The 14,253-nt window shown below is 72.9% G+C and carries 12 protein-coding genes; 7 read left to right on the top strand and 5 right to left on the bottom strand.

The genetic code is table 11. The annotated features are described in order from the left end of the window. Positions 1 to 16: 16 nt before the first annotated feature. The gene (locus tag DEF28_RS02605; RefSeq protein ID WP_114396974.1) at positions 17 to 2,122 is read right to left on the bottom strand and encodes a DNA gyrase/topoisomerase IV subunit B; all 2,106 of its coding nucleotides are present in this window, start codon (positions 2,120 to 2,122) and stop codon (positions 17 to 19) included. A 361-nt stretch (positions 2,123 to 2,483) separates the two neighbouring features. Here DEF28_RS02605 and DEF28_RS02600 point away from each other — a divergent pair, with 361 nt between their 5' ends. Both DEF28_RS02600 and yaaA read left to right on the top strand, forming a co-directional pair. Further along, the gene (locus DEF28_RS02600) at positions 2,484 to 2,714 is read left to right on the top strand and encodes a DUF7455 domain-containing protein (protein ID WP_114396973.1); all 231 of its coding nucleotides are present in this window, start codon (positions 2,484 to 2,486) and stop codon (positions 2,712 to 2,714) included. 155 nt (positions 2,715 to 2,869) lie between these two features. After that, positions 2,870 to 3,670: a peroxide stress protein YaaA gene (yaaA, locus tag DEF28_RS02595; protein ID WP_114396972.1), complete on the top strand. Its 801-nt coding sequence runs from the start codon at positions 2,870 to 2,872 to the stop codon at positions 3,668 to 3,670. 278 nt (positions 3,671 to 3,948) lie between these two features. Here the strand turns inward: yaaA and DEF28_RS02590 are convergent, their stop codons facing one another. From DEF28_RS02590 to DEF28_RS02580, 3 genes are all read right to left on the bottom strand, one after another. Beyond that, a complete protein-coding gene (locus DEF28_RS02590) occupies positions 3,949 to 5,529 on the bottom strand; it encodes an RNA polymerase sigma factor (RefSeq protein WP_233515055.1) in 1,581 nt (526 codons plus the stop codon). Between the two features lie 376 nt (positions 5,530 to 5,905). Further along, positions 5,906 to 8,002 (bottom strand): SpoIIE family protein phosphatase, encoded by a 2,097-nt coding sequence (locus tag DEF28_RS02585; RefSeq protein WP_181874245.1) that lies wholly within the window; start codon positions 8,000 to 8,002, stop codon positions 5,906 to 5,908. 466 nt (positions 8,003 to 8,468) lie between these two features. Continuing rightward, positions 8,469 to 9,062 (bottom strand): HhH-GPD-type base excision DNA repair protein, encoded by a 594-nt coding sequence (locus tag DEF28_RS02580; protein ID WP_114396969.1) that lies wholly within the window; start codon positions 9,060 to 9,062, stop codon positions 8,469 to 8,471. Positions 9,063 to 9,182: 120 nt separating this feature from the next. On the opposite strand from DEF28_RS02580, the gene DEF28_RS02575 reads away from it, so the two are divergent. From DEF28_RS02575 to DEF28_RS02560, 4 genes are all read left to right on the top strand, one after another. Continuing rightward, on the top strand, positions 9,183 to 9,563 hold the full coding sequence (locus DEF28_RS02575) for an ArsR/SmtB family transcription factor (protein WP_114396968.1): 381 nt from the start codon (positions 9,183 to 9,185) through the stop codon (positions 9,561 to 9,563). After that, complete coding sequence (locus DEF28_RS02570) at positions 9,560 to 10,186, top strand: SRPBCC family protein (protein ID WP_114396967.1); 627 nt, start codon at positions 9,560 to 9,562, stop codon at positions 10,184 to 10,186. The genes DEF28_RS02575 and DEF28_RS02570 overlap by 4 nt, the downstream gene beginning before the upstream one ends. A 235-nt stretch (positions 10,187 to 10,421) precedes the next feature. Beyond that, positions 10,422 to 10,688: a hypothetical protein gene (locus DEF28_RS02565; protein ID WP_114396966.1), complete on the top strand. Its 267-nt coding sequence runs from the start codon at positions 10,422 to 10,424 to the stop codon at positions 10,686 to 10,688. A 211-nt stretch (positions 10,689 to 10,899) separates the two neighbouring features. Then, positions 10,900 to 12,486: a hypothetical protein gene (locus tag DEF28_RS02560; RefSeq protein ID WP_114396990.1), complete on the top strand. Its 1,587-nt coding sequence runs from the start codon at positions 10,900 to 10,902 to the stop codon at positions 12,484 to 12,486. Positions 12,487 to 12,514: 28 nt separating this feature from the next. On the opposite strand, the gene DEF28_RS02555 is transcribed toward DEF28_RS02560, so the two are convergent. Further along, the gene (locus DEF28_RS02555) at positions 12,515 to 13,444 is read right to left on the bottom strand and encodes a DMT family transporter (protein WP_114396965.1); all 930 of its coding nucleotides are present in this window, start codon (positions 13,442 to 13,444) and stop codon (positions 12,515 to 12,517) included. A gap of 67 nt (positions 13,445 to 13,511) precedes the next feature. Here DEF28_RS02555 and DEF28_RS02550 point away from each other — a divergent pair, with 67 nt between their 5' ends. After that, positions 13,512 to 14,120: a TetR/AcrR family transcriptional regulator gene (locus DEF28_RS02550; protein WP_114396964.1), complete on the top strand. Its 609-nt coding sequence runs from the start codon at positions 13,512 to 13,514 to the stop codon at positions 14,118 to 14,120. Positions 14,121 to 14,253: the final 133 nt, after the last annotated feature.

Raw genomic sequence — 14,253 nt, 5'->3', positions numbered from 1 at the left:
CCCGCCGAGGCGCGGGTCAGGCGTCGATCCGGGACATGTCCAGCTCGCGCGCGCCCTTCGCGATGAACTCGCGGCGCGGCGCGACCTCGTTCCCCATGAGCAGGTCGAACACCGCCGCGGCCTCCTCGGCGTGCTCCACCCGGATGCGGCGCAGCATGCGGAAGCGCGGGTCCATGGTGGTCTCGGCGAGCTGGTCGGCGTCCATCTCGCCCAGGCCCTTGTACCGCTGCACCGGCTCCTTCCAGCTGAGCCCCTTCTTCTCCAGCTCCAGCAGCTTGCGGTGCAGCTCCGGGTCGGAGTAGGTGTAGATGTAGCGGTCCTCGGGGCGGGCACCGCGCTTCTTGCGGACGTTGGTGAGCTCGATGCGGTGCAGCGGCGGCACGGCGGCGTAGACCCGGCCGGCCTCCAGCATGGGGCGCATGTAGCGGTAGAAGAGCGTCAGCAGCAGGCAGCGGATGTGCGCGCCGTCGACGTCGGCGTCGGCCATGAGGATCACCCGGCCGTAGCGCGCGGCATCGAGGTCGAAGGTGCGCCCGGAGCCCGCGCCGATCACCTGGAGGATGGCGGCGCACTCGGCGTTCTTCAGCATGTCGGCGACCGAGGACTTCTGCACGTTGAGGATCTTGCCGCGGATCGGCAGCAGCGCCTGGAACTCCGAGTCGCGCGCCAGCTTGGCGGTGCCCAGGGCGGAGTCGCCCTCGACGATGAACAGCTCGCTGCGCTCCATGCCCTCGCTGCGGCAGTCCACCAGCTTGGCGGGCAGCGCGGAGTTCTCCAGCGCGTTCTTGCGCCGCTGGGTCTCCCGCTGCTGGCGGGCCGCGAGGCGGGCTCTGGCCGCGTTGACGATCTTCTCCAGCACGGTGCGCGCCTGCTGCTTCTCGGCCCGCTTGGTGGAGGTCAGGAAGTGCCGGAGCTCCTTGCCGACCACCTGGGAGACGATCCGGCTGGCCGCGGAGGTGCCGAGGATCTCCTTGGTCTGGCCCTCGAACTGCGGCTCGGGCAGCCGCACGGTGACGACCGCGGTGAGGCCTTCCAGGACGTCCTCCTTGACGACCGGGTCCTCGCTGGCCCGCAGCAGCTTCGTGGTGCGCAGCTGGTCGTTCACCACGCGCACGAGGGCACGTTCGAAGCCCGCCATGTGGGTGCCGCCCTTGGGGGTGGCGATCACGTTGACGAAGGAGCGGACCGTGGAGTCGTATCCGCTGCCCCAGCGCAGCGCGACGTCCACCTCCAGCTGGCGCTCCACGTCGCTCGGGGTCATGTGGCCGTTCTCGTCGAGCACCGGGACGGTCTCGGTGAACTGGCCGGTGCCCTGGATGCGCAGCACGTCGCTGAGCGGGTTGTCGGCGGCGAGGTAGGCGCAGAACTCGCTGATGCCGCCGTCGAAGCGGAACTCCTCCTCGTAGGCCGGCTCGCCTTCGGTGCGCTCGTCGCGGACCGCGATGGTCAGGCCCGGGATGAGGAAGGCGGTCTGCCGCGCACGGTCCAGCAGCGACTCGCGGGTGATGTCGGCGTCCTTGAGGAAGATCTGGCGGTCGGCCCAGAACCGCACCCGCGTGCCCGTGACCTTCTTCGCCACGCGCCGGGTCTGGGTGAGCCCGGACCGCGGCGTGAACCCGGCATCGGGGCCCGCCGCGTCGAAGGCACCGGGGATGCCGCGGCGGAAGCTGAGCGCGTGGGTGTGGCCCTCGCGGTCGACCTCCACGTCCAGCCGGGCCGACAGGGCGTTGACGACGGAGGCGCCCACGCCGTGCAGGCCCCCGGAGGCCGTGTAGGAGCCGGAGCCGAACTTGCCGCCGGCGTGCAGCTTCGTCATGACCAGCTCGACCCCGGACAGCCCGGACTTGGGTTCGACGTCCACCGGGATGCCGCGCCCGTTGTCCCGCACCTCGACCGACCCGTCGGCGTGCAGGAGGACGTCGATCCGGGTGCAGAAGCCGCCCAGCGCCTCGTCCACCGCGTTGTCGATGATCTCCCACATGCAGTGGGTGAGGCCGCGGCTGTCGGTGGACCCGATGTACATACCCGGACGCTTGCGGACCGCCTCAAGTCCTTCCAGAACCGAAAGGTGCCGCGCGGAATAATCCTCGGGATCGTGGACGGCTGCGGTGAGGGCGGTCACGTGGACTCTCCTGCGAATCGAGGGTGAAGCGCGGCCGGCCAGTGGGGAGCCGGGCGCGGACGGACGGGGCCGGGACAGGGAGCGAGCGCGCCCGCCCGCGGTCGAGGTCGGCCCGGCGCGCCCGGATCCCGTGTGCTATAGGCACAGTAGTTCGAATTGCAGGGTAGCGGCAGTCAGCGGGATCCGCGTAGCGGAGCGTGTCGCCGGGTATGACTCCCCCACGGACAACTCGCCGCGGCGATGATGTAGGTCACAAACCCGGCCGATTCCGCTGTCGGCGTACAGCGGAGCTGGTTGGGAAGGTCTCCGTCAGGTTAGATGTTGTTCTGAGTGACTGACGCCGAGTACTGAGGAAGGCGAAGTGACTGGAACTCTTGCCCCCACCCAGCCGCTGACGGCTGCAGACCGCTGCGACCGTTGCGGTGCCCAGGCGTACGTCCGAGTGGTTCTCAACTCCGGTGGCGAACTGCTGTTCTGCGCACACCACATGCGTAAGCACGACGACTCGCTGCGCAAGATCGCCTCGGAGATCCAGGACGAGACCAACCGGCTGCGCTCGACGCCGGCGTCGAGCCAGGCCGAGGAACGCTAGCCGCGCTCCCGACCCACAGACTTGCGGCGGTGGCCCCCACGGGGGTCACCGCCGAAGTGTTGTGCCAGGCCCGCGACTTCGAGACGGTCGCCGGGGTCACCGGGCAGCCGACGGTGTGGCTGTCGGCCCCGCCCCGCCAATCCCGAAGGGAGCCCATGCTCATCCTGCTCCCGCCGTCGGAGGGAAAGTCCGACGCCGGTGACGGCCCGCCGCTCGATCTCGGGGCGCTCAGCCTCGCCGAGCTGAACCCCGCCCGGGAGCGGGTGATCGCCGCGCTGGCGGAGGTCGTCGCGCGGCCCGAGTCCGAGGCGCGCGCCGTGCTCGGGCTGTCGGCGACGCAGAGCGCGGCCGTCGAGCGCGACCGGGTACTGGCCACCGCGCCGACGGTGCGGGCCGCGGAGCTGTACACCGGTGTGCTCTACCACGCGCTGCGGCTGCCGGAGCTGCTCGCGGGGAGCACGGCCGAAGCGGTGCGCGACTCGGTGCTGATCTTCTCCGGGCTGTGGGGCGCCGTCCGGGTGACCGACCGGCTGCCGCCCTACCGGCTGTCGATGGGCGTGAAGCTGCCGCCGCTGGGGGCGCTCGGCGCGTTCTGGCGGGCGGAGGCGTCGCAGGCCCTCACCAAGCGGGCCGAGGGCCGCCTCGTCGTGGACTGCCGGTCGGCGGCCTACGCCGCCGCGTTCCGTCCGGACGCCGCGACGGCGGCGCGGACGGTCACGGTCCGGGTGCTGCGGGAGGCCCGGCAGGCGGACGGGACGCTCACGCGCTCCGTCGTCAGCCACATGGCCAAGGCCGCGCGCGGCGAGATCGCCCACGCGCTGCTGGCGGCCGGCGCCGCTCCGGCGACCCCGCGCGAGCTGGCCGGCACGCTCACCGACCTGGGGCGGCGTGTCGAGCTGACCGCGCCGGCGCGGGCCGGCCGGCCGTACGTACTGGACGTCGTGGTAGGCGACTGAGGCGGGCGCCGTCGCCGCCCACCAGCCGCGTAACGAACAGGTATCGGCGTTTTATCTCCGTCATACATCCGCGGCGGCATCATCGAGGTTGTCGGATGAAGGGGATTCATCGCGAACCCCGGAGTCGCGGAACATCCGCGGGCATCGCCACACCCGCAGTCCGGCCGCGCCCCCGGGTGTCGCACGCACAGGCGGGCCGGCCCCTCGTCGGAGGGACCGGCCCGCCACCGCACACCGCGTCACCCGGCCACCTACCGTGCCGTGGCCGGCTGGCCGGGTCAGTCCAGGTAGTCGCGGAGCACCTGGGAGCGTGACGGATGCCGAAGCTTCGACATCGTCTTGCTTTCGATCTGGCGTATGCGCTCCCGGGTGACGCCGTAGACCTTGCCGATCTCGTCCAGCGTCTTCGGCTGGCCGTCGGTCAGGCCGAACCGCATGGAGACCACTCCGGCCTCGCGCTCCGAGAGTGTGTCGAGCACCGAGTGCAGCTGCTCCTGGAGCAGCGTGAAGCTCACGGCCTCGCCTGGCTGGATGGCCTCGGAGTCCTCGATGAGGTCACCGAACTCGCTGTCGCCGTCCTCGCCGAGCGGCGTGTGCAGCGAGATGGGCTCGCGGCCGTACTTCTGGACCTCGACGACCTTCTCGGGGGTCATGTCGAGTTCCTTGGCCAGCTCCTCCGGGGTGGGCTCGCGACCGAGGTCCTGCAGCATCTGCCGCTGCACGCGGGCGAGCTTGTTGATGACCTCGACCATGTGCACCGGGATGCGGATGGTGCGCGCCTGGTCGGCCATCGCGCGGGTGATGGCCTGCCGGATCCACCAGGTGGCGTAGGTGGAGAACTTGTAGCCCTTGGTGTAGTCGAACTTCTCGACCGCGCGGATCAGGCCGAGGTTGCCCTCCTGGATGAGGTCGAGGAAGAGCATGCCGCGGCCGGTGTAGCGCTTGGCCAGGGAGACCACGAGCCGCAGGTTCGCCTCCAGCAGGTGCTTCTTGGCACGGCTGCCGTCCTCGGCGATCCACTCCAGTTCCTCGCGGAACTCGAAGGTGAGCGAGTCGGCTTCCTCCGCGAGCTTCTCCTCCGCGAACAGGCCGGCCTCGATGCGCTTGGCGAGCTCCACCTCCTGCTCGGCGTTGAGCAGCGGGACCTTGCCGATCTGCTTGAGGTAGTCCTTGACCGGGTCGGCCGTGGCGCCCGCGGCGACCACCTGGGCGGCCGGGGCGTCGTCGTCATCGTCGTAGAGGACGAACGCCTCGTCCTCGGAGGTGTTGGCCGCGGCCTTCTCGGGGATGCCGGCCTTCTCCGGCTTGAGGCCGGACCCCGTGACCGGGCCCTCGACCGCCTCGGGTCCGTCGTCGGTGTCCTCGACGAGCTCCAGCTCCGCGCCGGTGTCGTCGAAGTCGTCGGCGGCCTCCAGGTCGAGGTCCTCCTCGACCTCCTCGGCTTCGAGGTTGACGTCGTCGTCCTTGGCCTTCTCGACCGTTTTGGCCACCGCCTTCTTCGCGGTGGCGCGCTTGGCGGGTGCCGCCTTGGCCGCGCCCTTGGCGGTGCGCTTCGCGCCCTCGCCGCTCTCGCCCGCTGCCGCGGCGCGCTTCTTGGGTGCGGCGGTCCTCGTCGCGGCCCCACCGGCGTCCACGACGGCGGTGACCGTGTCGGGCTGCTCCTGTGCCGCCGCCGCCCGCTTCACCCGGGTCGTGGCGGTCTTCTTCGGGGCGGCCGCCTTGCGGCGCGCGGACTTGCGCCGCGCGGGAGCGGACTCCGCCGCGCCGACCACGAGGGTGACGCCCTCTTTGGTCAGGCTGCGGAGCACGGCCTGGGCCTGCGACATCGGGATGTCGGCCTCTTCGAAGGCACGGCGCACGTCCTCGGGCTCAAGGTACCCCTGGGACCGCCCACGCTCGATCAGCTGCTGGATGACGGGCTCGTGCAGCGACTCCGGCTGCTTTGAGCGGGTCGAACTGGCAGGTGACACAAACACCTCTCGAACGGACGTGTGGCGAGATTGCTGGACTCGACGGTCGGAAGGGGCGGAACGAGGAGTGTCACGCATTCCCCACTCAAGCCCGAGATCGTCCCCGCGTAGGCGGGGCGCACTGTTTTTCGTTGAGCGCACGCGCCCTCCCTAGCATTCTGGCACGTCCGCCCAGTAGGATTCTCACCGCGGCTACACGGTTCCAACCCCACCGTCGGGTCCTCGTCTTCCACGATAGGCAAGACGGGAGAGTTCTTCGTACGGTCTAGTTGTCCGGCTCGGCCTCAGTCGCCGGTACGTGGACGGCGAGCAGAGTTACGTCGTCGTCCTGCTCATACCCTGCGAGCATGCCCTCAACAAGGTACTCCAGCATTTTCTGTGGATCGCCCACCACCTCCGCTGGCGCCTGGGACGCGACACTGACGAGTTCCTCGAGGCCCGACGCGACCGCCCGCTTCCGGTTCTCTACTAGTCCATCGGAGTAGAGCACCACGGTGTTACCGGGCGGGACGAAAAATTTGTGGTGCTCCCGCGGCGAGGTCAGGCCGAGCGGGGTCGCGGGCTCGGTCTCCACCAGCCGCGGCACGGCGTCGGGGGCCACGAGCAGGGGCGGCAGGTGGCCGGCGTTGCCCAGGTAGCCGTGTCCGGTGTCGGATTCCAGGACGAAGTAAGCGAGCGTGGTGATCTGCTCCTCGCGCTCCGTCGCCTCGAACATGCGGTCCAGGCCGGACAGCACGTCGGCGGGCTCGGGCATGCTGAAGGCGAGCGCGCGCAGGGCGTTGCGCACCCGGCTCATGCCGGTGGCCGCCTTGATGCCCTTGCCCATGACGTCGCCGAGGACGCCGGCGACCCGGCCGTCCGGCAGCGGGAAGGCGTCGTACCAGTCGCCGCCCACCTGGACGTGCTGGGTGCCCGACCGGTAGAACGCCCGCATGCGGATGCCCCGCACGTCGGGCAGGGCCTCGGGCAGCAGGCTCTTCTGCAGCGCCTCGGCGGTGCGGTGCTCGCGCTCGAACAGCGTGGCCCGCTCCAGCGCCAGCGCGCACTGGCCGGCCAGCGCCTCCAGGAAGACCTTCTCCTCCTCGGAGATGTCGCGCGGCCGGTTGAAGGCGAACCGCAGCGCGCCGATGGGCAGGCCCGCGCTGAGCAGCGGCAGGGCCACCCAGGCGCGCTCGTCGGTGTGCTCCAGGAAGGTGACGACGTCGGGGTCGTCGTCGAGCAGCGCCCGCATCTCCAGCGGGCTGCCGGCGATGAAGGGCTTGCGCTCGCGCACCGCCATGGTCATGGCGTTGGGGTAGTCCAGGCCGGACTCGCGGGTCCGCACCCCGGGGATCTCGGGGACGCCCTCGGGGTTGAGCACCCGCAGCCGCAGCCGCTCGCGGTCCAGGAGGGCCACGGCCGTGCGGTCCACGCCCACCGCGGACTGGCCGATCTCGGCCATGGCCCGGACCACCTCGTTGACCGTCAGTGCCTCGGCGAGGTCGGAGGTGGCCTTCTGCAGCCGGACGGTCCGCAGCGCGGCCTCGCCCAGCTGCTGGGTGAGGCGGTGCCGCATCTCGTCGGCCTCGCGCTGCGTGGTGACGTCGGTGTTGGCGCCGACCCACTCGACGAGCTCGCCGTCGCGCATGATGGGGACCGCGCGGGACTGGTAGTGCCGGAAGTCGCCGGAGCGGGTGCGGATCCGGAAGGTCGCGTCGAAGACCGTCCGGTCGGCCACCGCGTCGTCCCAGTCGCGCTCGACGCGCTCGCGGTCGTCGGGGTGCACCGCGTCCAGCCAGCCGCGACCCAGGTACTCCTCGTAGCTCTGGCCGGTGACCGCGCGCCACTCGGCGCAGTCCTCGTTGATCCGGCCGTCCGGTCCCGCCGCCCAGACGATCTGGTTACTGGCGCGGAGCAGCGACCGGTAGCGTTCCTCGCTGCGCCGCAACGCCACCTCCACCTTGTGTCTGTCGCTGAGATCGACCGCGATGTGCGCGACCCCGTTGACGGCTCCGTCGACGCCGTGGGTGGGGAACCACGACATCGCCCAGTTCGGGTCGGTGGCGGAGCCTCCCTGGCAGGCGGCCGCGAGGTGGTGTTCGCCGGTCACGACCGGCTCACCGGACAGGACGGCGGCGATGGCCGCCTCGTGGGCGGCCGCGTCGGCCGGTCCGAGGACGTCGCTCGGCGTCCGCCCCTCGCAGTCGGCCTCACCGCGGCCGTAGATGGTGGACAGCGTCCGGTTGACCCGCTGGAACCGGGCCTCGGTGTCGAAGAAGGCGAAGCCGATGGGGGCTTCCTTGAGAAGGGTCTCCAACAACGCCGAATCCGCGGGACCGAGTCCGGACACGCGCGGGAACGGAACGGACGTCTCGGTGCTCACCGTTGACACCTCCGGGGTCCTTTCCCCCGTGCGCGGGGGCCCGCTCACGCGAGCGCCAGCAGCATAACGAACATCGCTTCTCATCCCGGGAGCAGGCCGCACGCCCCGCCACCATGAGGGGCCGCCGCCTGCGACCGCGGTACTCACTCCCCTTGACTCAGACTCCCGTGGGACGCGGTCGGTGTCGAGACCCATCCTGCGCAGCGGCCGTCCCGGCGGTCGCCGTGGCCCAGCATAGGCCACGGCGTCGAGATCGTGCCGGGATCGCGCCGACCGCCCCGCAGCGGAAAGTCAGCGGTCATAGCAGACAGTAAATGATACGTCCTGCACCCGGAATCAGGGCTGGGAGCACCGATTTCGGTTGGCCGCTATCCCCCGCGCGGCCACCTCGACCGGGCCGGTCAGGGGATTCGGCCACCGGCCCGCACCGGTTGCACGCACCCCGATTCGCCGCGGCGGCCGGCGCTCAGCCGTGCCCGGCCCGGGCCGCCTTCGCCTCGGCCTTCCGGCGCTGCTTGAAGGCCCGTACACCGGCCAGCGACTCGGCGTCGCGGATATCGGCCACCGACTTGAGGCTGCCCTCCTCGCCGTACTCCCCCGCCGCCGCACGCCAGCCCTCGGGGCGCACGTCCAGCTGCTTGCCGAGCAGCGCCAGGAAGATCTGGCTCTTCTGGCGCCCGTACCCGGGGAGCTCCTGGAGGCGGCGCAGCAGCTCCCGCCCCGTGCCGGCGTCGCGCCACACCGCGGCGGCGTCCCCGTCGTAGTTCTCGACCAGGTACCGGCACAGCTCCTGGAGGCGGCCGGCCATGCTGGACGGATAGCGGTGCACCGCGGGCTTGCGCGCGAGCAGTCCGGCGAAGCCCTCCGGGTCGTACTCCGCGATCTCGCGCGCGTCGAGGCCGGTGCGGCCGAGCCGACGGGCGATCTCCACCGGACCCGCGAACGCCCGCTCCATGGGGACCTGCTGGTCCAGGAGCATGCCCGCGAGCAGGGCGAGCGGGTCCTCGCTGAGCAGCGTGTCGGCGGCCGGGTCGCCGGTCAGGTGCAGCGTCGGTGTCATGACGCAATGGTCGCACGCCCGGCCGCACCGGGCACGGACGCCGGCCGGGGGTACCCGGCGGACACGCCCGCGACAGATATCAGCGTTGACTTATATAAGCCGTGGCTGTAGTAATGGACCGTGCACGCGTTCGACGTCCTCGGCGACCCGGTGCGGCGCCGGATCCTGGAACTGCTCGCCGAGGGCGAGCGCACCTCCGGGGCGATCACCTCGGCCGTCCGCGAGGAGTTCGGCATCTCCCAGCCGGCGGTGTCGCAGCATCTGCGGGTACTTCGGGAGAGCGGCTTCACCGCCGTCCGCGCCGACGGCGCCCGCCGCCTGTACACGGTGCGGCCCGCTCGCCTGCGGGAGGTGGACCGGTGGCTGGAGCAGTTCCGGCGCTTCTGGGACCAGCGGCTGGACGCCCTCGGCACCGAGCTGGCCCGGGGCCCGCGCCGCGCCGGCGGCTCTGGGCAGGACCAGGGACGAGCCGGCCAGGAGAATGAGGAGACCGACACATGACTGACGGACCCGAGCAGATCGACTTCACCGACCGCACGGTCGGCACGCGCGCCCTGGCGGCGGGGGCGGCGCGCGTCCTGACCATCGGCCGGACCTACGAGGCCGGCCTCGACGATGTCTGGGACGCCTGCACCGCGCCCGACCGGCTCCGGCGCTGGTTCCTGCCCGTGACCGGCGACCTGCGCCCCGGCGGCCGCTACCAGCTCGAAGGCAACGCGGGGGGAACGATCGAGCGCTGCGATCCGCCCCGGGGCTTCGCCGCCACGTGGGAGTACGGCGGCGATGTGAGCTGGATCGAGGTCCGGCTCGCTCCGCTGGCCGGCGGGCGGACGCGGTTCGAGCTCGACCACGTCGCCCCGGAGAACGAGCACTGGCGGAAGTACGGCCCCGGCGCGGGCGGCATCGGCTGGGACATCGGACTCCTGGGCCTGGCCACCCACCTGGCCGGGCGGGAGGTCCCGCGCGAGGAGGAGTGGGCGGCCACGGAGGAGTACGTGCGCTTCGTGGCGCTCAGCAGCGCCAGGTGGTGCGAGGCCGCCATCACCGCCGGGGCCGACCCCGCCGCGGCCCGCGCCGCGGCGGAGCGCACGACGGCCTTCTACACCGCCTCGTCCGGCACCTGACCGCCGCGCCCGCACGGGGAGGCGCTCCGGCCGCGTTCCACCGCGGGGCCAAGCATCGGCCAAGGACCGGTCAAGAACCGCGCTCCGGGGGGTTTGGCGGCGCGGCACGCGTTATGGGAGGGGTGGCGGCCGCGACGCGCCGCCGGCCCGGTGCGGCGGCGGACCCGGCGGTCCGGCGCCGCACCGGGCGCCCTGCCCGTCCACGGCCGTCGCCGTCGAGAGGCGTTGAGAGCGCATGCCCGACACCCGTGAAGGTGACCTCGACTCGGTCACCGACCGACTCCGCCTGGAGTTCACCTCGGTGCCGCATCCGCGCGTGCGGCGCTGCGTCGCCGACACCTGGCGCTGCGCCGCGCACCTGGGCTACGACGTCACCCCGGGGCTGGTCGAGCGGGTGGCGCGCGAACGGCTGCACGCCGTGGAGAAGTCGCGGCCCGCCCCGCCGTCCGGCCGGCGGGAACCGGTGCCCTCCGCGGCGGCCGAGCGCCTCCCCCGGGACTGACCCCCGGCGACCGGCTGCGACACACCGTACGCAGCGAGCGAGCGGCCCGCCGACGGCCGATCCGCCCGGCGCCGGCGGCACGGCGGCGCCGAAACACCCGCCGAAGCGGCCCTGAGCGTGCGGAAGAGTGCCATAGGCTCATCAGGTGTCCGTTCCGCCGCTTACCCGAAAACACGGCGCCGCGCCGCCGCCCGACGACGTCTTCGCCGAGATGCTGCGCGCCGCCCGGGCCCTGCTGGCCATGCGGCACCCCCTCGACGCCGAGCTCGTCGTCAGCGAGCTGCTCGGCGCCTGGTGGGGGCAGCGGGTGCCCGGGATCGACGTCGGCCGGCTGCTCGGCGAGGGCCTGGTCCGCTACGCGTCGTCGGCCGCGACCCCGGCCGCGCTGGCGCTGCTCGCCGGCGTCGCCGCGCTCGATCCGTCCCGCCAGCAGCGGGTGCTCGCCAAGACGTCGATGCTCCGCCTCATGCGGCGGGGTGTCGCCCGCCCGGAGTGGGCCACGCAGCTCGGCGAGGTGCGGCCGGTCGAGTGCCACGTCTCCGGGACGCGCTTCGGCGACACCGATGACATCATCTGCACGTTCCGCTACGCGACCGACCCCGGCCCGGACGACGAGGCCGGCCACGCGCTGATCGCGGTCGTCGACCACAACTCCGGCGGGGTGCTGCGGGACGCCTGGGTGACCAGCAAGGTGACCCGGCTGCTGGAGCACTGCCGCCGGAAGGCGGCCGAGGACCCCATGGCCACGCTCTCCGCCGTCTCGCCGGAACGGGCGCGCGCCATCCTGGAGGCGGCCCTGGAGCGCACCGAGCGGGCGGTGCCGTCCGGTTCCGCGGACGGCACCGCCCGGTCCGAGGCTCCCGACGGTGCGCAGGCGCCCGGCGGCTCGCTGGCCGCGCACCACGCGCTGCTGCGGGCCCGCCTCCGCGCGCTGCCGCGGGCGGAGCGGCCCGCGGCCGCACCCGTGTGGGGCCGGGACCGCCGCGCCGTGCTGGCCGCCCGCTTCCTGGCCTCCGACGCCGCCGCCGAGCTCTCCGACAGCTACGCCGCGAGCCGCTGCGTCGACCACATCATCGACTACGGCTGCGACGTGGACGCCGGCCGTCCGCTGCGGGTCAGCCCGCGCAAGGTCGAGACCTTCCTGCTCAGCTGGCTGCCGCGCCGCGTGGTGCTGCTGCCCGCGGAGCAGGAGGCGATGCCGCACGTGCTGGCCGCGTGGATCCGGTGGGCGGGGCCGCGCGACAGCCTGCCGGAGGAGGCGGTGCGCGCCACGCTGGACGCCGTGTGGGAGTCGACTACCTCGTTCGGCACCGCCTACCGCGATCCGGCGACCTCCTTCGGCCTGCGCCGCGAGGTCGTCCGCCGGCTGCTGCCCGACGGCGACCTGGCCGCGCTGCCCCGCCGGATGTTCGCGTTCCCGCTGCTCACCAGCGACCTGCTCGCCGACGACGGCGGCCGCTTCGACCCGACCACGCCCGAGGGCCGGCGCGCCCTGCTGCGGCTGGACCACTTCGAGGACTTCGACGTCCCCCACGACCACCGGGGCAAGCACTCCGCCGCGAGCGACGCCCCGCCGGCGGGCAGCGCCCTGGACGTCCCCGAGGCGGCGGAGGCCCTGGCCGCCCACGAGCGGCTGGCCGAGCGGCTGTGGAAGGGCGACCCGCCCAACCTGTGGGAGGCCGCCCAGCGGCTGCTGGACCGCGGCCACACCCGGACGGCCGTCCTGGAGACGCTGCTCGACGTCCTCGACGAAGCCGAGGACGAGACCGACCTGGTCGGCCGGCTGGACGACGTGTAGCACGCTGGCGGCCGCGGGGCACGAGGTGTCAGGCGCCGTTGCCGGCCGCTCCCGCGGTCGCGGGCGTGCCCCGCGAGCACGCTCCGGCCGGCCGGGGCTCACCGCGGTGGACGATGACGACCGCCGCCAGGCCGACCGCCAGCCCCAGAGCGGTCAGCGGACCGAACGGTTCACCGAACGCGAGGGCTCCCCAGACCGCCGTCACCGGGGCCATGAGGAACATGAGCGTGTTGACCCTGGTGACTCCGGAGCGCCGCAGGATGAGCCAGTACAGGCCGTATCCCCCGAAGGTCGACAGCGCCACGAGCCAGCTGACGGCGACCCAGAACGAGGGCTCGGCCGGCGGCCGCGCGGCTCCGGCGGCCACGGCGAGGGCGGTGAACACGGCGGCACTGGTGGCGCAGTGCACGGTGAGCGACACCGCGGGGGCGACCCGCGTGCGGGAGCGGCCTTCGAGGAACGTGGCCGCCACCAGCGAGACCATGCCGGCGAACGGGACGAGGTAGGCCCACCAGGCCGCGGCCCCGCCGGCCGCGGCGTCGGCCGCGGTGACGATGGCGACGCCGCCCACCCCCAGGCACAGCCCGAGCCACTGCGTGCGCGAGACGTACTGGCCCAGCAGCGGTCCGGCGAGCGCTCCGGCGACGAGCGGCTGGAGGCCGTCGACCAGGGCCGTGGTACCGCTGGAGACCCCGAGTTGGATCGCGTAGTAGACGGTCAGCAGGTAGCCGCTCTGCGAGAGCACGCCGATCACGGCCTGGCGGGCCACGTCGCGCGGCGTGACGCCCCGCCACGACGTCCTGGCGACACTGGCGGCGACGACGGCCAGGATCACGGCCAGCGGCAGGAACCGCCACATCAGGACCGTGATCGCGGACGCGCTCCCCGCGCCGAGCTTGGCCCCGATGAACCCGGAGCTCCAGCAGAGCACGAAGGCGGCCGAGAGCAGGAGGTTCACGTCCCACACCCTTCGCTATACAGATCGGTATACCTCGCTCACTATACAGATCGGTATATTGACGGGCATGGGCACCGAAGAGAAGCCGCGACGGACCACGATGACGCCTGCCGCGCTGCGCGTCCTGGAGGCCGCCGGGCGGCTGTTCTACGAGCGCGGCATCCACGCCGTCGGGGTGGACCTCATCGCGGCCGAGGCCGGGGTGACGAAGAAGACCCTCTACGACCGGTTCGGTTCGAAGGAGCAGGTGGTCGCGGACTACCTCGCGGATCGCGACGAGCGCTGGCGGGCCTTCCTCGGCCGGCACCTGGCCGCCGCGCCGCCGGCGGCGGCCGCGCGGGTGCTGGCCGTGTTCGACGCCGCACGCGCGTGGTCGGACGAGCACGGCCCCCGGGGGTGCGGCATGGTCAACGCACACGCCGAGATCAGCGATCCGGCGCACCCGGCCCACCCGATCATCACCGGGCAGAAGCGGTGGATGCTCGCCCTGTTCACCGACCTCGCCGCGGAGATCGCCCCGGACGGCGCCGGCCGGCTGGGTCCCGCGCTGATGCTGCTCCACGAAGGAGCACTCGTCGCGCACGGGCTGGCGGTCTTCCCGGACCCCATCCGGCATGCCCGCGAGCAGGCCCGGGCCCTCGTCACCGCCGCCGGGGACGCCGCCGCGCGGCGGTGAGGCGGCACGGCCGCCGGCGCACGTCCCCGCGGCCGTGCCGGGGGTCGTTCCGCGTGCGCGGGGGCCGGGCCGGCTCGGGCGATGCGGTGGTCAGGGGGCCGGACGGTCGGCGCGTGCGAGGGGGCGGCCCCGC

Origin of the sequence: Marinitenerispora sediminis (genome assembly GCF_003336425.1) — a bacterium.
Classification (GTDB): Bacteria; Actinomycetota; Actinomycetes; order Streptosporangiales; family Streptosporangiaceae; genus Marinitenerispora; species Marinitenerispora sediminis.
This window is presented reverse-complemented; position numbering and strand designations above follow the sequence as displayed.

Coding starts and splice junctions, on each gene's coding strand:
- DEF28_RS02570 (WP_114396967.1), top strand. CDS start 9,560: ATGACTGACGGACCCGAGCAGATCGACTTCACCGACCGCACGGTCGGC.
- DEF28_RS02565 (WP_114396966.1), top strand. CDS start 10,422: ATGCCCGACACCCGTGAAGGTGACCTCGACTCGGTCACCGACCGACTC.
- DEF28_RS02580 (WP_114396969.1), bottom strand. CDS start 9,062: ATGACACCGACGCTGCACCTGACCGGCGACCCGGCCGCCGACACGCTG.
- DEF28_RS02560 (WP_114396990.1), top strand. CDS start 10,900: ATGCTGCGCGCCGCCCGGGCCCTGCTGGCCATGCGGCACCCCCTCGAC.
- DEF28_RS02550 (WP_114396964.1), top strand. CDS start 13,512: ATGGGCACCGAAGAGAAGCCGCGACGGACCACGATGACGCCTGCCGCG.
- yaaA (WP_114396972.1), top strand. CDS start 2,870: ATGCTCATCCTGCTCCCGCCGTCGGAGGGAAAGTCCGACGCCGGTGAC.